Raw genomic sequence first — 17,054 nt, 5'->3', positions numbered from 1 at the left:
GGCAAAGGGAGTAAATCGGGTGCTGTCAGGCAGTCTTGCGGTTCGGTTGCGGTGTCAGGCGCAGGTACGGGCGCACCGCGCGATAGCCGGCCGGGAAGCGCTGACGGATTTCTTCCTCGTCCTGCAGCGACGGTACTATCACCACTTCGTCACCATCCTTCCAGTTGCCCGGGGTGGCGACCTTGTAGTTGTCGGTCAGTTGCAGCGAGTCAACGACGCGCAGGATCTCATCGAAGTTGCGCCCGGCGCTGGCCGGGTAGGTGATGGTCAGGCGCACCTTCTTGTTCGGGTCGATGACGAACAGCGAGCGAACGGTCAGGGTGTCGTTGGCATTCGGGTGGATCAGGTCGTACAGCTCGGACACCTTGCGGTCATGGTCGGCAATGATCGGAAAGCCGACGACGGTGTTCTGCGTCTCATTGATGTCCTTGATCCATTCGATGTGCGAGTCGACCGGATCCACCGACAGGGCAATGGCCTTGACGTTGCGCTCGGCGAACTGATCCTTCAGCTTGGCGGTCAGGCCCAGCTCGGTGGTGCACACCGGGGTGAAATCCGCCGGGTGGGAAAACAGAATGCCCCAGCTGTCGCCAAGCCATTCATGGAAACCAATGCGGCCCTCACTGGAATCCTGCTCGAAGTCGGGGGCGATATCGCCGAGTCTGATGCTCATGGTGCTCTCCTGTGATCTGTCTGGATGCCTGCGCGCTTCGGGCGCCGGGCGATGAGAGCATCATGCATGGCTATGGATTGGAATAAAAAGAATAAATAGTGATTTTAATATTCGATTGTAGAATAAGCGGGTGTCCGCACCAGCCTCGACAAGTCGGCATAACTTAATTCCAAAAAAGTATTTATTTTTCTGTTTTTAGATTGTTTAGCTTTGCTTCACCGGATCACCGGACAGTATCGAGGCCAACCTCGCTTGTTCCTGATCCGGCTCTGCTTCTGTGACGAGACGGATCATCCCTGTCACGTTGTAGAGAGAGTCCCATGTCCACTCCAAGCAAGACCCCTTATCGGAAGCGTCGCACGCTGTTGGCTTCCCTGTTTACCGCTGCCAGCCTGCTGTTCACCGGCGCGGTAGCTGCCGATACCACGGTGCGTATCGGCTTTCAGAAATCCTCCACCTTGATCACCCTGCTGCGCAGCCAGGGCACCCTCGAACAGGTGCTGGGCGAGCAAGGGGTCAAGGTTTCCTGGCATGAATTCCCCAGCGGCCTGCCACTGCTGGAAGCGCTGAATGTGGGCAATGTGGATTTTTCCGCTGATGTGGCGGACACCGTTCCGGTGTTTGCCCAGGCTGCCGGTGCGCGCCTGGTCTATGTTGCCCAGGAAGCGCGATCGCCCACTGCCCAGGCCATTGTCGTGCACAGCGATTCGGGCATCGACCAGCTGAGCGACCTGAAGGGCAAGCGCGTGGCGGTCACCAAGGCGGCGGGCAGCCATTACCTGTTGATTCAGGCGTTGAAAAAAGCCGGGCTGAGCTTTGCCGATATCCGTCCTTCCTATCTGACGCCGGCTGATGGGCGTGCCGCCTTCGAGAATCGCAATGTGGATGCCTGGGTGGTCTGGGAGCCCTTCCTGACCAGCGCGCAGCGCCAACTGAACCCGCAGGTGCTGGCCGATGGCAGTGACGGCCTGGCTGATTATCAGCGTTACTACCTGAGCTCGGTCAGTTTCGCCCAGCAGCACCCGGACATTGTCGCAACCATCTTCGAGGAACTGCGCAAGAGTGGCGAATGGCTGCGGGCGAACCCCAGAGAGGCTGCTGACATCCTTGGGCCGCTGTGGGGTGGCCTGGATCCGGAAATCGTCGAGGTGGCCAACCGCAAGCGCAGCTATGAAGTGCGCCTGGTGCAGCGCGACAGCCTGGCTGAACAGCAGCGTATTGCTGACACCTTCCATGCCGAAGGACTGCTGCCGGTGAAAGTGGATGCCAATGATGTCGACATCTGGGCACCTTGAGGAGCGAACATGAGCATCTCGAGCGCAGCCTTGCAATCGTCCCTTGAAGTGGCCCCGGTCATCAACCCGCGGCTGTTGGCGCTGGATGACAACGCTTGGCGCCAGGCCACACTTTCCCTGGCTGCACAACTGGCCGAGAGCGCCGTGCAGCGGGATCGCCAGGGTGGTTCGGCACAGTCGGAGAAGCAGCTGATTCGCCAGAGTGGACTGCTGCGGTTGAGCATTCCCCGGTACCTGGGCGGTTACGGCAGCCGTTGGCCGGAGATCTACCGTACCACCCGCTATCTGGCGGCGGTGGATAGCTCTCTGGCCCATCTGTTCGCCTTTCACCATCTGCAGGTAGTGACCCTGCAGTTGTTCGGCAGCGCGCAGCAGCAACAGCAGTGGCTGAGTCGCACGGTGGAACAGGACTGGTTCTGGGGTAATGCCACCAATGGGCGCGATACCGGCCTGCAACTGCGCCGCGAAGAGGAGCACTACCAGTTGCACGGCAGCAAATCGTTCTGCTCCGGCGCACTGGGTGCGGACGTATTGATGGTCAGCGCGCCGCGCGGGCCGCGTCCGGAAGACCGGGTATTCCTGGTGGTGCCGGCGCAGCGTGACGGCCTGCTGGTCAACGACGACTGGGATGGCTTCGGCCAACGCCAGACCGACAGCGGTACGGTGAACTTCGAAGGGGTGTTCGTCGACCCCAAGGATCTGCTGGAGCAGGGGCTGGGCACGGTACGGGCGAGTTTGCGTACCTGTTTCTCGCAACTGGTACTGGTGCAGATCTATCTGGGCAACGCGGTGGGCGCACTGGACTCGGCGGTGCGCTATATCCGTGAGCGGGCGCGCAGCTGGCCCGGTTCGACGGCGGACCGTCCGACTGCGGACGTGCTTATCCAATTGCGTCTGGGGGATCTATGGACGCAACTGCAAGCCGCCAGTGTATTGGCTGACAGGGCCGCAGAGCGCCTGCAGCAGCTATGGGAAAGCGCCGAGCCGACTGCGCTGCAGCGCGGTGAACTGGCGCTGCAGATCGCCGAAGCCAAGCTGCTGTCGGCCCGCGCGGCGCTGGATATCACCAGCCAGGTATTCGAAACCATGGGCGCACGGGCGACCTCGGCCAAATTCGGCTTCGACCGCTACTGGCGCAACGTGCGGGTACACACGCTGCATGACCCGCTGGATCACAAACAGAAGGATATCGGCCGCTGGCTGCTGACCGGGGAGCATCCTGCGCCCTCGGTCTACAGCTGACGGCAGAACGGAGACTGACCGGCGCCGGTGCGGCGTCGGCAGCTTGAGCAGCCCGCACGGGCTCACCCTGAAAGGCAAGGAGAAGGTATGAACATCAAGCAATGGCTCGGAGCCGGGGTATTGGCTGCCGCAGCAGTAGTGCAAGGGGCGCAGGCTGCCGCCAGTGATGTACTGGTGAGTACCGACTGGCTGGAGAAGAACCTGGATCAGGCTGATCTGCGCATTATTGAAGTCAGCGTCAATCCCGGCCAGTACGAGCGGGGGCATGTCCCTGGCGCGGTGAATTTCAACTGGCATACCGATCTGGTCGATCCGGTACGCCGGGATATCGCCTCGCAGGACAGCTTCCAGAAACTGCTGCGTGAGGCGGGGGTGTCGCAGGACAGTACGGTGATTCTCTATGGCGACAGTAACAACTGGTTCGCTGCCTGGGGCGCGTGGATCTTCGACGTGTACGGTGTGGACAACGTCAAGCTGCTGGATGGTGGTCGGGCCCAGTGGGAAAGCGAAGGACGCCCGCTGACTACCCGTCAGGTCACCCATACCGCGGGTGATATCACTCTCGGTGAGCGTAACGAGGCGCTGCGTGCGCGCTTTGTCGATGTGGTCGCGGTGGCCGAGGGCAAGGACCAGGCCAGGCTGATCGATATCCGCTCGCCGGATGAATTCAACGGGCGCATCTTCGCCCCTGATGGCGTGCAGGAGCTGGCCATCCGGGCAGGGCATATTCCCGGCGCGGTGAATGTGCCCTGGGGTTCGGCGGTGGCTGCCGACGGCACCTTCAAGTCGGCGGATGAGCTGCGCAAGGTGTATGCCGCGGTGGGCGTGGACGGTTCCGAGCCGATCATCACCTATTGCCGCATCGGTGAGCGTTCCAGTCATACCTGGTTCGCCCTGAGCAAGATTCTCGGTTACGAGGTGCGTAACTACGATGGTTCATGGACGGAATACGGCAATGCCGTAGGCGTGCCGGTGGTGAATGTCGCTGGCACGGTATGGGGTGGCAAGTAACCGCAGTGCTTTCAACCTTTCCAGTACCCCGGCTCCGGCTTGAGTGAACAGCATTGCTGCTCTGGCTGGGGCTTTTTTGGAGGGTCGAGTTCCATCTCGACCATTGGGGTCGTCTGAGCCTCCGTTGGCCGGGATGGAACCCGGCCCTCCATGTGTGGGCCGGGTGTAGGGACAGTCTGGTAATACAAGGGAGGACTTGCGGATGATGAAGCACACAACGGCAGACCGGCCGGCCAGCGGCGCTCTGCTGCTGGCGCTGGTATTGGCCAGCGGCATTCTGGGCTGGGCCTGGTTACTGTTCGAGCCGACCCCGACGGGGCGCGCCTTGAGTTTCTCGTTATTGGCCGGGGCGGTGTTCGGGGTGCTGCTGCAGCGTTCGCGCTTCTGCTTCTTCTGCATCACCCGGGATTATGTGGAGCGCCGCGACCCCAATGGCCTGCTCGGTCTGCTGGCGGCGCTGGCAGTAGGCAGCCTGGGCTATCACGCGCTGTTTGGCACCTTTGTGCCGGACCCGTCCAGCGGCCGTCTGCCACCGGATGCGCATATCGGCCCGGTCAGCGTGGTGCTGGCGTTGGGTGCAGGCCTGTTTGGCCTGGGCATGGCGATCTCCGGTTCCTGTATCAGCGCGCACCTGTATCGGCTGGGTGAAGGCGCCTTTGCCTCGGTATTTGCCCTGCTGGGCGTACTGCTGGGGTTCGTGCTCGGCTTCCTCAGCTGGAATCCGCTGTATCTCACGCTGATTGCCGATGCGCCGACCATCTGGCTGCCAGGCCGACTGGGCTATGCCGGTTCGCTGCTGGTGCAGTTGGCGCTACTGGCGGTGCTGGCCTGGCTGTTGCTGCGCTTTGCCCGGCCCCAGCCACATGAGGCAGCAGCGCTGTCGGTTGGTCAGCGCATCTGGCGTCGGCGCTGGCCGACCTATGTCGGTGGTCTGCTGATTGGTGCGCTGGGGGTGATCTGCTACCTGCGGGTGGCGCCGCTCGGCGTGACCGCTGAACTGGGCAGCATCTCACGCACGGCGGCAGATAGCCTGGGCTGGCTGCCGGGTCGACTGCACGGGTTGGATGGGTTCTCCGGCTGCGCCACGGCGGTCAAGCAGGCGCTGCTGTCGAATAACGGGGCCTTTATCAGTGCTCTGGTGCTGGCGTCCTGGGCGAGTGCGCTGATCTCTGGCGATTGGCAACCGAAACGTCCGGCTGTTGGTCAGTCCCTGCGCGGTCTGCTGGGCGGGGTACTGATGGGGTGGGGCGCCATGCTGGCGCTGGGTTGCACCGTGGGCACGCTGCTGTCCGGGATCATGGCCGGTGCGCTGTCGGGCTGGGTATTTGCGTTGTTCTGTCTGGCGGGTCTGCTGGTCGGGTTATGGCTGCGGCGGCGGTTGGGCTGGGTGTGAACGTCCGGTTCACACCAGGTGCAGATCCTGCTCGCTGATCAGCCCATTCTGGCTGGTCAGCAGGGCAAGGTGCACCACCTGTTCCAGTTCGCGGATATTACCCGGCCAGCGATGGGCCAGCAGGCGGCTGATTGCGCCCTCGTCAAACGCGGGCAGCGGCAGTTCCAGCCGTTGCGCATGAATGGCGAGAAAATACTCGGCCAGCGGGAGAATATCGGCCACCCGCAGACGTAGCGGCGGCACCGGTAGCAGGCCGTCGGTCAGGTACTCATGGAGGTGGGCGTTGAAGGTGCCGGCCTACACCGCTCGGGCCAGATCGAAACTGCTGGAGGCGATCAGACGGACATCCACCGGTGTGTAGTGGCCCGTGCCGACCGGGCGGATTTCATGTGTCTGCAATGCAGTAAGCAGCTTTGCCTGCAGGGTACGCGGCAGATCGCCGATCTCGTCCAGATATAGCGTGCGGCCATTGGCTGCGCCGTACCAGCCGGTTCGGCCGCTGGGCAGTGCCTGCAGTTGGGTGCCGAACAGTTCTTCCTCGGCCCGGCCTTTGCTCAGTGCACCGCAGTTGATGGCCACGAAGGGGCCGGGTCGCTGGCTGGCACTGTGCAACTGGCGGGCCAGCAACTCCTTGCCGGTGCCGGTTTCACCCTGGATCAGCACGGCCAGCGGGGTGGCAGCCAGGCGTTCCAGCTCGGTGTGCAGGTGCTGCGAGGCCGGGTCCACGAAAACCAGTGCCTTGGCGCGTATGCTCAGCGGGCCGGGTGCGACCTGCTCGAGCGTGAGGATGGTGTCAGGTGACTGATATAGGGTCATGGGTATCTATGTAACCGGTCAGGCGCGCTGACGTCGTTGTTCCTCGATTCGGCTCTGCAACTGATACAGGTGCACGAAGCCGTCTTCCCAGCGGGTATAGCCCGCCGCCGTATTGATATGGCCCGCCTGGTCCAGGATCACTGTCTGACTGCCCCAGCCGCTGCCCAGGGTCACTGCGCGGTGTTGGCTGGCGGCGTGGTCATTGCTCGAACCGACCAGCACACTCGGAAAACCCAGGTGCTGACGCGGGATGGGGGCAAAGTCGCGTAGCGGCTCGGCGCAATTGTCGCGCTCCACATCCGCCGGTGCCACCAACAGCGCACCGCGCACCCGGCTACGCAATGCTGGTGACGTCGCGGCGGCCCAGTGTGCGACGGTGATGCAGCCCAGGCTATGGGCGATCAGCACCACTGGAGTCGGATCGGCGGCCACGTTGCGCTCAAGCTCGGCCACCCAGTCGCTCCGCTGCGGGTGCTGCCAGTTCGCCTGTTCCACCCGCTGGGCGTTGGGCAGCAATTGCTGCCAGTGCGTTTGCCAATGGTCGGGGCCGGAGCCTTGCCACCCCGGCAGGATGAGATATCGGATCAGTTCGTTGCGCATGGGTATTGCCCCCGTATGGAAATATGGGTATTGCCAATTCAGTACCGAGCCCGGGCGCCAATCGCGGCGGGGCGCCGCTCCCACCCTCCGTCATCCTTCGCGAAGGCGAAGGATCCACAGGTCACTATGAGTCAACCTGCACCATGGATCCTTGGCCCCGGCTCCGCCTGGCTGTTACAGCAGGGTAAAGGTGTAGTTGACGATGGCACGGACCTCATCGCGGTCGCGCTGCACATCGCTGCGCAGGCTGGCATGCCGCAGGGAGAAGCCGACATCCTTGAGGAAGCCGTCCTGTATCGTGTAATCGACCCGCAGATCGCGTTCCCATTCGGTATCGCGAACGCCGGGGGTCGTATCGATGTCCTTGCCGCGCAGATAGGTCGCCGAGGTTTTCAGACCGGGCAGGCCGGCATTGGCGAAGTCATAGCCGTAGCGCGCCAGCCAGGTCTTCTCGCCGGCGCGTTCGAACTTGCCGATCTGCGAGTCGGTAATCAGGTAGGCGGTGGCGCCGTCGCCGTTGTTGATGAACGGGAAGTTGCTGTCGCCGCTCAGTCTCTGATAGCCCACACCCAGGTTATGGCCGCTGTGGCCATAGCTGAACAGGATGCTGCTGGCGCGGTTGTCGACCTCGGCGCCATAACCGGCATCCTGATCATCGTTGGCGCCATGGGCATTGCTGTCGAAGTGGCGCAGGTCGGTGCTCAGCTTGCCGCCACCGAGGGTGATGTGATGCACAGCACCCACATAATGCTGGCGATAGTAGTCTTCCAGTTCGCCAAAGTAGTAGCTGGCGGTCAGGTTGTCGGTCACCTTGTAGTCTCCGCCGGCAAAGCGGAACTGATCGACCCGTTCGGTACCGCCGGCGATGCGCAGTTCCTCATAGTCGCTGGATGCACGGCCCTTGGCCTTCTCGATCTGGCCGGCGACCAGGCTCAGGCGATCTATATCGGTGGAGCTCAGCTGGCCGCCGCGGAAGGTCTGCGGCAGCAGGCGACCATCGTTCAGCGTCAGTACCGGCAACTTGGGTAGCAGGGTGCCGTATTTCAGTTCGGTATTGGAAATCTTGGCCTTGGCGGTGAAGTCGATACGACTGAAATCGCTTACTGCGCTGCCGTCACTCTCAACCGGGAATACGATGCCCGGATCACGGCTGCGGTCGGCTTTGCCCTGGCGTCCACCCGAATCCAGGCGGATCCCCACCTGGCCAAGCGCATCGAGACCGAAGCCAACCGGGCCTTGCGTATAACCGGATTGAAAGTCCAGCAGGAAACCCTGGCCCCATTCTTCCGCCTTGGAAGGGGCTGCGTCGCCACTGCGGTTGTCCTGGTTGATGTAGAAGTTGCGCAGCCCGAGGGTTGCCGAGGCGCCTTCGACAAAGCCTTCAGCGGCAGAGGCCAGTGAGGGCAGGGCGGTGGTCAGGATACCGGCGGCCACAGCGCGGGTAAGCAGGGAATAGTTCATGGTTCAAGCTCCGTTGATATGTTGACGATGCGTCATCCGGCTCTGCGTGGTCGAGTGGCACCCTGACGTAGAGCTGTAACATAAACGACAGCTTGACTTTTAAAAAAGAATAAAAAAGAATTTATTTATTCTATATTTGTATATGTGGCCGATGAAGCCGTTGATGTGGGCCTCCCTGTCGCAAGTCTGCATCTTGATATCCATGGCCTTGAGTTCGGGGTCTTCGAGAAAGGCAGCTTTGACTCGCCTGTCAGTCAGGCTGGTCGGTTCTGACGGGGATGGGGCTGAACCACCTGCCCATGGTCTGGCGGGTGCGGTCCTTGATTTCGTCGGTGATGTACATGGATACCGTGGCCAGTGCCGCGGCCAGCACACCGAGATCGTCGGTATAACCTACTACCGCAGCGAAGTCGGGAATGGCATCCAGCGGGAAGATGAAATAGCCCAGTGCGCCGTAAATGGCTGTCTTGGCCCAGCGCGGGGTGTTCGGATCCTGGGCGGCGTAATACAGCCACAGCACCTTTTCCACCACCTCTTTGCCGGCAGTCCTGGCGTAGCGGGACAGCTTGTTCCATAAGCCGCTGTCACTGAACGTTTTCTCGAAGCTTTGAAAGTGTCTGACCATGGTCGCCTCTGAAGTCGCAATGCAAGAACCAATACGTACTTGCTCAGACTACAGACCACTGCAGGCAGGGGAAAGTGCGGAGGGGGAAGTGGGTGGGGAGAGGGAGAGAAAAGGGGATGATGCCCCGGCGTACCGGGGCATCTGATCGACTTAGAGCAGAACGAAGTTGTAGGTCAGATAGACCCGTACCTGGTCCTGGTCGCGGTCCGCATCGGAACGCAGGCTGGCGTGACGCAGGGACACACCCAGATCCTTCAGGAAACCTTGCTGGACGGTGTAATCCAGACGCAGGTTACGCTCCCATTCCTTGTCGCCTTCGCCGGGTGCGACGTCGAAGTCGCTGCCTCGCAGATACTTGGCGGAGAACTTCAGACCCGGTACCAGGTCGGCGAAGTTGTAGCTGTACTGACCAACCCAGGTCTTCTCGCCGGCACGCTCGAACTTGTTGATCTGCGAGTCGGTGATCAGGTAGGCAGTGGCACCGCCACCGTTGTTGAGGTAGGCGAAGTCACTGTCGCCGCTCATCTTCTGGTAGCCCAGGCCCAGGCCATGGTTGCTCAGCTTGTAGGTGAACATGGCGCTCATGGCGCGGTTGTCGACTTCGCCGTCGTTGTATACGCCGCGGGCTGCATAGCCGGCTTCACCGCTATCGTTGGCGCCAGTGGAGCCGCTGTCGAAATAGCGCAGGTCGGTAATCAGCTGACCGGCACCCAGGTCCAGGGTGTGGACGGCACCGAGGTAATGCTGCTTGTAGTAATCCTTGAGCTTGGCGAAGTAGTAGCTGGCAACCAGGTTATCACCCAGTTGGGCATCACCACCGGCATACTGGAACTTGTTCACGCGCTCGGAACCACCGCCCAGCAGCAGGCCTTCATGGGAGGTGGAGTTACGGCCACTGGCTTCATCCATCTGACCGATGCGCAGAGTCAGATTGTCGATTTCCTTGGAAGTCAGCGTCGCGCCGCTGTAAGTCTGGGGCAGCAGGCGACCATCGTTGCGTGTCAGTACCGGCAGGCTGGGCTGCAGGCCACGGCCGATTTTCAGCTCGGTCTCGGATACCTTGGCCTTGGCGGCGAAGTCGATCTGGCTGAACTCGGAAACGGCGCTGTCGTCATGATCCAGCGGGAACATGGTGCCGGGGTTGCGGCTGCGGTCAGCCTTGCTGGTGCGGCTACCGGAATCCAGACGGATACCCGAGCGGGCGAATACGTCCAGACCAAAGCCGATCGGGCCCTGGGTATAACCGGACTGGAAGTCGAGCATGAAACCCTGACCCCATTCTTCATCTTTCGAGTAACCATCACCTTCGCGGTAATCGCCATTGAAATACAGATTGCGCAGGCCAAGAGTGGCCTTGGCGTCATCAACAAAGCTGAAGCCGTTGTTCTGAGTCTGGGCAATGGACAGGGTGGGCAGAGCCAGCACAGCAGCGGCGACACTGCTGGCGATCAGGGTTTTTCTCATTATGTTCATCCTCGAGTACTGCATCTCAGGGTTTGCCCAGAGGGCGATCGTTTTTCAACCGCTGTAACATAGATGAAATATGCAGGAAATCAAGTGATTGAATAGTGATATTAGACTTATGTATTAGGAACCTGAGCTATTCATACCGGTCTTATCGCGCCGCTTCATACAGTGGCTGCACCTTGGGAATAGTGTTTTGCAGGTTCTGGATGCGCCCCGAGGAAGAGGGGTGCGTACTCAGGAAGGCCGGCGGCTCACCCTCAGCGGCGCGCGCCATCTTCTGCCACAGGGTGACTGCGGCCTCCGGTTTGTAGCCGGCGCGGGCCGCCAGCTCCAGACCGATCAGGTCCGCTTCGGTTTCGTTGGAGCGGCTGTTGGGCAGGGTCAGTCCATACTGAACCGCCATGTCGGCAGCCTGCCGTGCGCCATCGCCCAGGCCCAGCAACGAACCTATCACCTGGGTGCCCATCTGCGTGGTGTAAGCACGGGAAATGGCTTCGCGGCCATGCTCACGCAGAGCATGGGCGATTTCATGCCCCATGATCTGGGCGATCTCGTCGTCGGTCAGCTGCAATTTGTCGACAATGCCGGTAAAGAAGATGATCTTGCCGCCGGGCATGCAGCTGGCGTTCAGTTGATCACTCTTGATCAGATTGACTTCCCAATTCCAGCTCTTGGCATCGGGACGGAAGTGATCCACTTCCTTTACCAACTGATCAGCAATCCGGTTCAGACGCTTGAGCATGGCGGTGTCGGTGTTCAAGACCTTTGCGGCTTTCGCTTCGGCAAGCATCTCGTTGTACGACTCGGCGGCCATCTGGTCGACTTCAGCGCTGGACAGCGCGCTGAACATGTACTGACTTCGATCGACACCGACGGCGCCGCCCTGGGTGGTGTTGACGGTCTCGCAACTAGCCAGCGCCATGAACGGAAGACAGCAAAGCAGGCGGATACGCATGGTGATTTCCTTCCATGTTTCGGGTTTAACAGCTTTGACCTGATGAACGATATCAGATCATGGCTGGAGGTTTGACTATCACGGCCGATAAAGCGTTCATCAGCTCCCTGGCCGAGGCCCCTATGAAACTCAGATCCATCCAGTTTTCCATAGCCGCGCTGGCAGGTGCCTGCCTGTTCATCGCGGTCGGTATCATGACTCTGTACGCCCTGTTGGCATTCGAGCGCAACCAGAGCATGGTCATCGAACGCAGCGAGCAGATGTTGGGGCAGCGTGTGCGCAGCCAGTTGGAAGCCATTGCTACCGCTGAAAGCCTGCGCATCCGTCGACAGCTGGAGCAACCCTTTGCGGTGACCGAACAACTGGCGTTGCTCAATCGCCAGCTGGGCGAAATGCAGGAAGATGGTCTGCCGGCACTGATGATGAGCCGCGAGGAAATGGTTCGTTATATTCGACGGATACTGGAGGAGCAGCCGACGCTGCTGGCGGCTTACGTTGCCTGGGAACCGGGCGCGTTCGACGGGCTGGATAGTTTTTATCAGGGTGCTGGCGAGTCGGGGCATGACGAGCAGGGCCAATTCATGCCTTTCTGGTATCGCGAACTCGATGGCACACTGGCGCTGGAGCCGCTGGGCGATCTCACGGACGAAACCATGCTGGAAACCGGCGTGCGCGTCGGTGAATATTATTTCTGCCCGCGTGATACGCAGCGTGCCTGTGTGATCGACCCGGCGCCCTACGAGCTGGGCGACAGCTGGGTCATGCTGTCGTCTTTCACTGCCCCGATCATGCTCAACGGCCAGTTCATGGGTATTGCCGGTGCGGACCTGTCGTTGCAGTTTCTGCAATCCATGCTCGAAGAGAGCGACAGCCGACTTTACGAAGGGCGTGGCACTCAGGCCCTGATCAGTCCCAACGGCCGACTGGTTGCCTGGACCGGTGAAGGGGCCGCGCCGGGGGACCCAGCCGAACGCGTGATCGATAAGCAGGGGCTGGCCAACCTCGCTGGCCTGGGCGATGACTTTCACTACGAACTGGATACGGCGGGTAATCGTGTGCAGTTGTGGATGCCGATTCCGATTGGCGACACCGGCACGCACTGGACGATGTTGATCAACTTGCCACTCGACGTGGTGATGGCTGACCTGCAGGCGCTGGAGACCGAGCTGACGCAGCGCCAATCCAGTGAGGCAATTACTCTGGCGGTGATCGGTGGGCTTACCGCCCTGGTTGGCCTGGGTGTGATGCTGGCGGTCGGTTACGGCTTGGCACGGCCAGCGCGGCAGTTGGTTTCCATGCTCAATGATATCGCTCGCGGCGAGGGTGATCTGACCCAGCGCCTGGCTGTCCAGCGCAGCGACGAGTTCGGGGATATCGCCCGTGGTTTCAATGCCTTTCTCGACAAGTTGCAAGACATGATCCGTGAGGTGGTCGGCTCGGTGCAGCAGGTGACCGATGCTGCCGAGCATACCGCCGACATTGCCATGCGTACCAATGATGGGGTGCAGCGCCAACTCGGCGAGATCGAGCTGGTAGCTACCGCAGTGACGGAAATGACCGCTACCGCCCAGGATGTGGCCCGTAACGCTAGCCTGGCCGCCGAAGCGGCGGGCAACGCCAACGGCTCGGCCGGTCATGGCCGCGAAGTGGTGCAGCAGACCGCGGCGACCATTCAGGGGTTGGCTGAGGATATCGAGCGCGCCTCACAGAGCGTGCAGCACCTGGTCCGTGACAGCGAAAACATCACTTCGATCCTGGATACCATCCGCGGCATAGCCGAGCAGACCAACCTGCTGGCGCTGAACGCAGCAATCGAGGCGGCGCGCGCCGGGGATCAGGGGCGCGGTTTTGCCGTGGTCGCCGACGAGGTGCGCTCGCTGGCGCTGAAGACGCAGAACTCTACTGAAGAAATCCAGAAGATGATCGAGCAGTTGCAAGCCGACACCCATCAAACGGTGAGAGTCATGGAGCAGAGCCGCAGCCGGACCAGCGATAGTGTATTGCAGGCCGAGGAGGCGGATGCGGCCTTGACCTCAATTACCCAGGCGGTATCGGTGATCAATGACATGAACATCCAGATTGCCAGTGCGGCGGAGCAGCAGAGCGCCGTGGCCGAGGATATCAACCGCAACGTCAACACCATCGGTGAGGTCGCCAATGCGGTGGCCGAAGGGGCTGGTGAGTCCTCCAGCGCCAGCGCCGGCCTGACCAAGCTGGCCGAACATCAACGCCGGCTGATCAACCAGTTCAAGGTATAGGATCATCCAGCCTGACGGCGTGCCCGGTGGGGTTGCAGCATTGTGGCCCCTGGGTCGCCGGGCTGCTGACCGCCGGGTTGACCGGGTACATCAGTCGCACCTGGGAATCGGCATTGAGCAACAGTGGTTGCAATGCGCTCGGAGCGGTGGCCGCAGCGAGCCAGATGGCCTGTTCGGCCCGGTTCAGGGTGACCGGCATGCGTTCTCCCAGTCGGGCCGGCAGGCCCTTGGCCGGTGCGGTGATCAGAACGCAGCTGTCCCAGTACTCGCCATCATCCAATGCATAGCGCTCCCATAATCCAGCCAGTGCCAGCCCACCCTGTTCCTGTCGCAGGTACCAGGGCTGCTTGCGTTGCCCCTGTTGCTGCCATATATAAAAACCATCGACCGGCAGCAGGCAGCGCCGCTGTACCAGAGGTTCGCGGAACATCGGCTTGTCGTGCAGGAACTCGGCCTGAGCCGAGAAGGGCGCACGGCTCAGATCACGCAGCCAGCCCGGAGTCAGGTTCCATAGCACCTCGGCGCAGTCGAGGCGGTTGTCCAGCTTGCGCAGGATCAGTACGCGATTGCCGGGGCTGAGGTTCCAGTTGGGCCGCCAGCTCTGGGGCACCTCTGCCACCGGCGCATTGAACTGGGCGATGCGGCCGGTCACAGCGGGTCTTCCTCACGGCGCAGATCCAGCTGGTAACCTTCCAGGTCCGCATCGACCCACAGGTTGATGAGGATGGGCTGACAGCAAACGGCGCAGTCTTCGATATAGCTCTGGGTCCCGCCGCTGAGATCGACCAGCAAGCGGATGGGCTCGCCGCAGTGCGGGCAATGGCGGGCACATTCGTCCAGCAACGGCATGGCTATTCTCCTGGCAGCAGCTCGATGGGAAGGGGGAAGGGGAGTCTAGCTCCTTCCCCAATCCGACGAAACAGTCATTCAGCAATTGTGAGTCGAATCGCTGCGCCGCATAATGCGCGGTTTCCACCCAAGGTAATGAGGAATGCATGGGCGAGTTTGATGCCATCCGGCCCTATGGAGACGATGAGGTGCCTGCCGTCATGCAACGGCTGTTGCATGATCGCGAGTTGCTGCAAACGCTGGCCCGCTACCGGTTCCCGCGGCTCAGCCGCTGGCTGCCGGGCATGGCCTCGGCCCTGGTTGGTGGTGGGCTGCGTCGTGAGGCGCGGGGCATTACCACTGTGGATGCGCTGCAGCACCGGCTTGAGCCATGGCTGGACAAGGTCATCGAGCGCAGCGCGCTCACCGTTACCTACAGCGGGCTGGAGCATCTGAGCAAGACGCGGCCTCATCTGTTCCTGGCCAATCACCGGGATATCGCCATGGATCCGGCCTTCGTCAACTATGCGTTGTACCATGGCGGCCATCCGACGCCGCGCATCGCGATTGGCGACAACCTGCTGCAGCGGCCTTTCGTCAGCGACCTGATGCGGCTGAACAAATGCTTCATCGTGCATCGCTCGGTGGCCGGGCGGCGGGAAAAACTGGCGGTTTATCAGACCCTGTCCGCCTACATCAGCCATTCGATTCTGGATGGGCACTCGGTGTGGATTGCCCAGGCTGAAGGGCGCGCTAAGGACGGCTGCGATCGCACCGACACGGCGATCATCAAGATGCTGTGCATGAGCCGCAAGGGCGAAGCCTTTGCCGACGTGGTGCGCTCACTGAATATCGTGCCGGTTTCCATCGCCTATGAGTGGGACCCTTGCGATCAGATGAAGGCACGTGAGCTGGAGCAGCGTGAACGCACCGGCGGCTATACCAAGCAGCCGGGCGAGGATGACCGCTCCATTGCCATGGGCCTGACCGGCTACAAGGGGCGCGTGCATATCGCCTTCGGTAAGCCGCTGACCGAGGAGTACACCGATGCCAAGGCGGTGGCCGCGGAGGCGGATCGCCAGATTCTCGGGCTATATCGTCTGTATCCCAGCAACTATCTGGCGATGGAGCAACTGCTGGCGGAGCATCCAGCAGTAGACATCGCTGGCTGGCGCGGGCAGTTCAATGCTTCGATGCTGGTGGCTGAGGAACAACGGTTTGCCGAGCGCCTGGCGGCCTGCCCGCCGGATCAGCGCCCCTGGTGGTTGCGCCAATACGCCAACCCGGTGGCTAGCCGCCAGTGGGTGTCAGACCAGGCGGGCAGCGAGCGTGAGCAGTAGTGCCAGACCCAGGCAGACACCGCCGACCAGCATGAACATCCGGTTGGCGGGATGCGGGCGGGCCGTCGGGCCGGTTAGCGTCAGTGCGCTGCCGCCGGTTGCCAACCGCATGGCGCGGGCGGTACGCCACTGGGTAGCGATGATCAGCCAGCTGCCACTGAGGCCGTAAAACAACGCCAGGCAGTTGAGTACAAAGGCGCTATTGTTAAGATAATAAAGCCACGCAAGCTGCAATACGGGCATGCAATTCTTCTCCGAATATATCGAGTGCTCGTGAGCTGCGGATTTAATTGTTATTCTGGCTGGAGCAGTGGGAAGGTGAATGATCGGCGCGGATTCTAAAGGAAACCGCAGTGGACCTCGACCCACGCCGAAGAAAACCCGATGAAAGGCCCCCGCAACATTCGCGGGCTGGCCCGGTCCAATATTCAGTGGCAGAAACTGCACACTAACCGGTAGCCTTCAGGGTTGCTGCACAATACAGAGGTGAATCATGAATATACGAATTCTCCAGAGCTGCCTGCTCGGTGTTGCGTTGGTGCTGGGTGGTTGTGCTTCGGGATTGACCGGTGACACCTACAGCCGCGATGAAGCGCGCGCGCCGCAAACAGTGCGTATGGGCACCGTCGAATCGGTTCGCCTGGTGCAGATCGAAGGCACCAGGACTAATATCGGTACCGGCGCTGGTGCAGTGGTTGGTGGTGTTGCCGGTAGCTCGATCGGTGGCGGACGTGGCAGCATTATTACCGGCGTGTTGGGTGCCGTCGCCGGTGGCATGGCGGGTGCGGCGGCCGAAGAAGGCATCACCCGCAATCAGGGTATCGAAATCACTGTGCGAGAGGATGGTGGCCAGACCCGCGCCTATGTGCAGGAAGTCGATCCGAGTATCTCCTTCGCTCCGGGCGAGCGAGTGCGGGTACTGACAGTCAACGGGGTTTCGCGTGTAAGCAAGTAGTAACCTGGCTGGCATGGCGGGTCGCTCATTGGCCCGTCATTGATTGACTGCCCGCTTGCCTTCATCCTGTCGTTCCCGGACATTTCCCGCCGCCGCGCTAGCGGGATGGACCATATTGTGCTGAGCACGTTCGAA

Annotated in this window: 18 protein-coding genes and 1 pseudogene; 8 read left to right on the top strand and 11 right to left on the bottom strand. The window is 61.3% G+C overall.

The features are described 5' to 3' along the window. Positions 1-25: 25 nt before the first annotated feature. Complete coding sequence (locus tag DHB74_RS08960) at positions 26-673, bottom strand: peroxiredoxin (protein WP_499161237.1); 648 nt, start codon at positions 671-673, stop codon at positions 26-28. Positions 674-993: 320 nt separating this feature from the next. On the opposite strand from DHB74_RS08960, the gene DHB74_RS08955 reads away from it, so the two are divergent. The 4 genes from DHB74_RS08955 to DHB74_RS08940 all read left to right on the top strand — a co-directional run bounded on the left by DHB74_RS08955 (position 994) and on the right by DHB74_RS08940 (position 5,614). Beyond that, positions 994-1,968, top strand: a complete 975-nt coding sequence (locus tag DHB74_RS08955) for an aliphatic sulfonate ABC transporter substrate-binding protein (protein ID WP_499161236.1) — start codon at positions 994-996, stop codon at positions 1,966-1,968. A 9-nt stretch (positions 1,969-1,977) separates the two neighbouring features. Next, the gene (locus DHB74_RS08950) at positions 1,978-3,210 is read left to right on the top strand and encodes an acyl-CoA dehydrogenase family protein (RefSeq protein ID WP_499161235.1); all 1,233 of its coding nucleotides are present in this window, start codon (positions 1,978-1,980) and stop codon (positions 3,208-3,210) included. 87 nt (positions 3,211-3,297) lie between these two features. Beyond that, a complete protein-coding gene (locus DHB74_RS08945; RefSeq protein WP_499161234.1) occupies positions 3,298-4,221 on the top strand; it encodes a sulfurtransferase in 924 nt (307 codons plus the stop codon). A gap of 202 nt (positions 4,222-4,423) precedes the next feature. After that, a complete protein-coding gene (locus DHB74_RS08940; RefSeq protein WP_499161233.1) occupies positions 4,424-5,614 on the top strand; it encodes a YeeE/YedE family protein in 1,191 nt (396 codons plus the stop codon). Positions 5,615-5,623: 9 nt separating this feature from the next. Here the strand turns inward: DHB74_RS08940 and DHB74_RS08935 are convergent, their stop codons facing one another. The 7 genes from DHB74_RS08935 to DHB74_RS08905 all read right to left on the bottom strand — a co-directional run bounded on the left by DHB74_RS08935 (position 5,624) and on the right by DHB74_RS08905 (position 11,538). Beyond that, positions 5,624-5,857 (bottom strand): AAA-type ATPase lid domain-containing protein, encoded by a 234-nt coding sequence (locus tag DHB74_RS08935; RefSeq protein WP_499161232.1) that lies wholly within the window; start codon positions 5,855-5,857, stop codon positions 5,624-5,626. Between the two features lie 54 nt (positions 5,858-5,911). Continuing rightward, the gene (locus DHB74_RS08930) at positions 5,912-6,430 is read right to left on the bottom strand and encodes a sigma 54-interacting transcriptional regulator (protein ID WP_499161231.1); all 519 of its coding nucleotides are present in this window, start codon (positions 6,428-6,430) and stop codon (positions 5,912-5,914) included. Between the two features lie 18 nt (positions 6,431-6,448). Next, entirely contained in the window at positions 6,449-7,030 is a 582-nt protein-coding gene (locus tag DHB74_RS08925) for an RBBP9/YdeN family alpha/beta hydrolase (protein WP_499161230.1), read from the bottom strand. A gap of 174 nt (positions 7,031-7,204) precedes the next feature. Continuing rightward, positions 7,205-8,491, bottom strand: coding sequence for an OprD family porin (locus DHB74_RS08920; protein ID WP_499161229.1), 1,287 nt, complete (start codon positions 8,489-8,491; stop codon positions 7,205-7,207). 250 nt (positions 8,492-8,741) lie between these two features. Continuing rightward, on the bottom strand, positions 8,742-9,116 hold the full coding sequence (locus tag DHB74_RS08915; protein WP_499161228.1) for a YkvA family protein: 375 nt from the start codon (positions 9,114-9,116) through the stop codon (positions 8,742-8,744). A 150-nt stretch (positions 9,117-9,266) separates the two neighbouring features. Next, a complete protein-coding gene (locus DHB74_RS08910) occupies positions 9,267-10,580 on the bottom strand; it encodes an OprD family porin (RefSeq protein ID WP_036990614.1) in 1,314 nt (437 codons plus the stop codon). Between the two features lie 151 nt (positions 10,581-10,731). Next, on the bottom strand, positions 10,732-11,538 hold the full coding sequence (locus DHB74_RS08905) for a M48 family metallopeptidase (RefSeq protein WP_074780279.1): 807 nt from the start codon (positions 11,536-11,538) through the stop codon (positions 10,732-10,734). A 59-nt stretch (positions 11,539-11,597) separates the two neighbouring features. On the opposite strand from DHB74_RS08905, the pseudogene DHB74_RS08900 reads away from it, so the two are divergent. Together DHB74_RS08900 and DHB74_RS08895 are read left to right on the top strand one after the other, a co-directional pair. Then, positions 11,598-12,941: pseudogene (locus DHB74_RS08900) on the top strand (methyl-accepting chemotaxis protein); the annotation flags it as partial. A 12-nt stretch (positions 12,942-12,953) separates the two neighbouring features. Continuing rightward, positions 12,954-13,796 carry a methyl-accepting chemotaxis protein gene (locus DHB74_RS08895; protein ID WP_499161386.1) on the top strand — a complete coding sequence of 281 codons (843 nt, stop codon included), beginning with the start codon at positions 12,954-12,956 and terminating at the stop codon, positions 13,794-13,796. Here the strand turns inward: DHB74_RS08895 and DHB74_RS08890 are convergent. Together DHB74_RS08890 and DHB74_RS08885 are read right to left on the bottom strand one after the other, a co-directional pair. Beyond that, positions 13,786-14,448, bottom strand: a complete 663-nt coding sequence (locus DHB74_RS08890; RefSeq protein ID WP_499161227.1) for an SOS response-associated peptidase — start codon at positions 14,446-14,448, stop codon at positions 13,786-13,788. The two genes, DHB74_RS08895 and DHB74_RS08890, sit on opposite strands and share 11 nt — an antisense overlap. Continuing rightward, a complete protein-coding gene (locus tag DHB74_RS08885) occupies positions 14,445-14,645 on the bottom strand; it encodes a CPXCG motif-containing cysteine-rich protein (RefSeq protein WP_036990612.1) in 201 nt (66 codons plus the stop codon). Before DHB74_RS08885 ends, DHB74_RS08890 begins: the two co-directional genes overlap by 4 nt. A gap of 146 nt (positions 14,646-14,791) precedes the next feature. On the opposite strand from DHB74_RS08885, the gene DHB74_RS08880 reads away from it, so the two are divergent. Beyond that, positions 14,792-15,964 (top strand): 1-acyl-sn-glycerol-3-phosphate acyltransferase, encoded by a 1,173-nt coding sequence (locus tag DHB74_RS08880; RefSeq protein ID WP_499161226.1) that lies wholly within the window; start codon positions 14,792-14,794, stop codon positions 15,962-15,964. Here DHB74_RS08880 and DHB74_RS08875 read toward each other — a convergent pair. Beyond that, positions 15,932-16,207: a hypothetical protein gene (locus tag DHB74_RS08875; RefSeq protein WP_036990610.1), complete on the bottom strand. Its 276-nt coding sequence runs from the start codon at positions 16,205-16,207 to the stop codon at positions 15,932-15,934. The genes DHB74_RS08880 and DHB74_RS08875 overlap by 33 nt on opposite strands. Positions 16,208-16,457: 250 nt before the next feature. On the opposite strand from DHB74_RS08875, the gene DHB74_RS08870 reads away from it, so the two are divergent. Further along, positions 16,458-16,919: an outer membrane lipoprotein gene (locus DHB74_RS08870; protein ID WP_036990609.1), complete on the top strand. Its 462-nt coding sequence runs from the start codon at positions 16,458-16,460 to the stop codon at positions 16,917-16,919. Positions 16,920-17,054 lie beyond the last annotated feature (135 nt).

The organism is Pseudomonas sp. G11-1, assembly GCF_024031555.1.
Classification (GTDB): domain Bacteria; phylum Pseudomonadota; class Gammaproteobacteria; order Pseudomonadales; family Pseudomonadaceae; genus Halopseudomonas; species Halopseudomonas bauzanensis.
The sequence above is the reverse complement of the archived record's forward strand: the minus strand, read 5'-3'. Positions and strand labels throughout refer to the sequence as shown.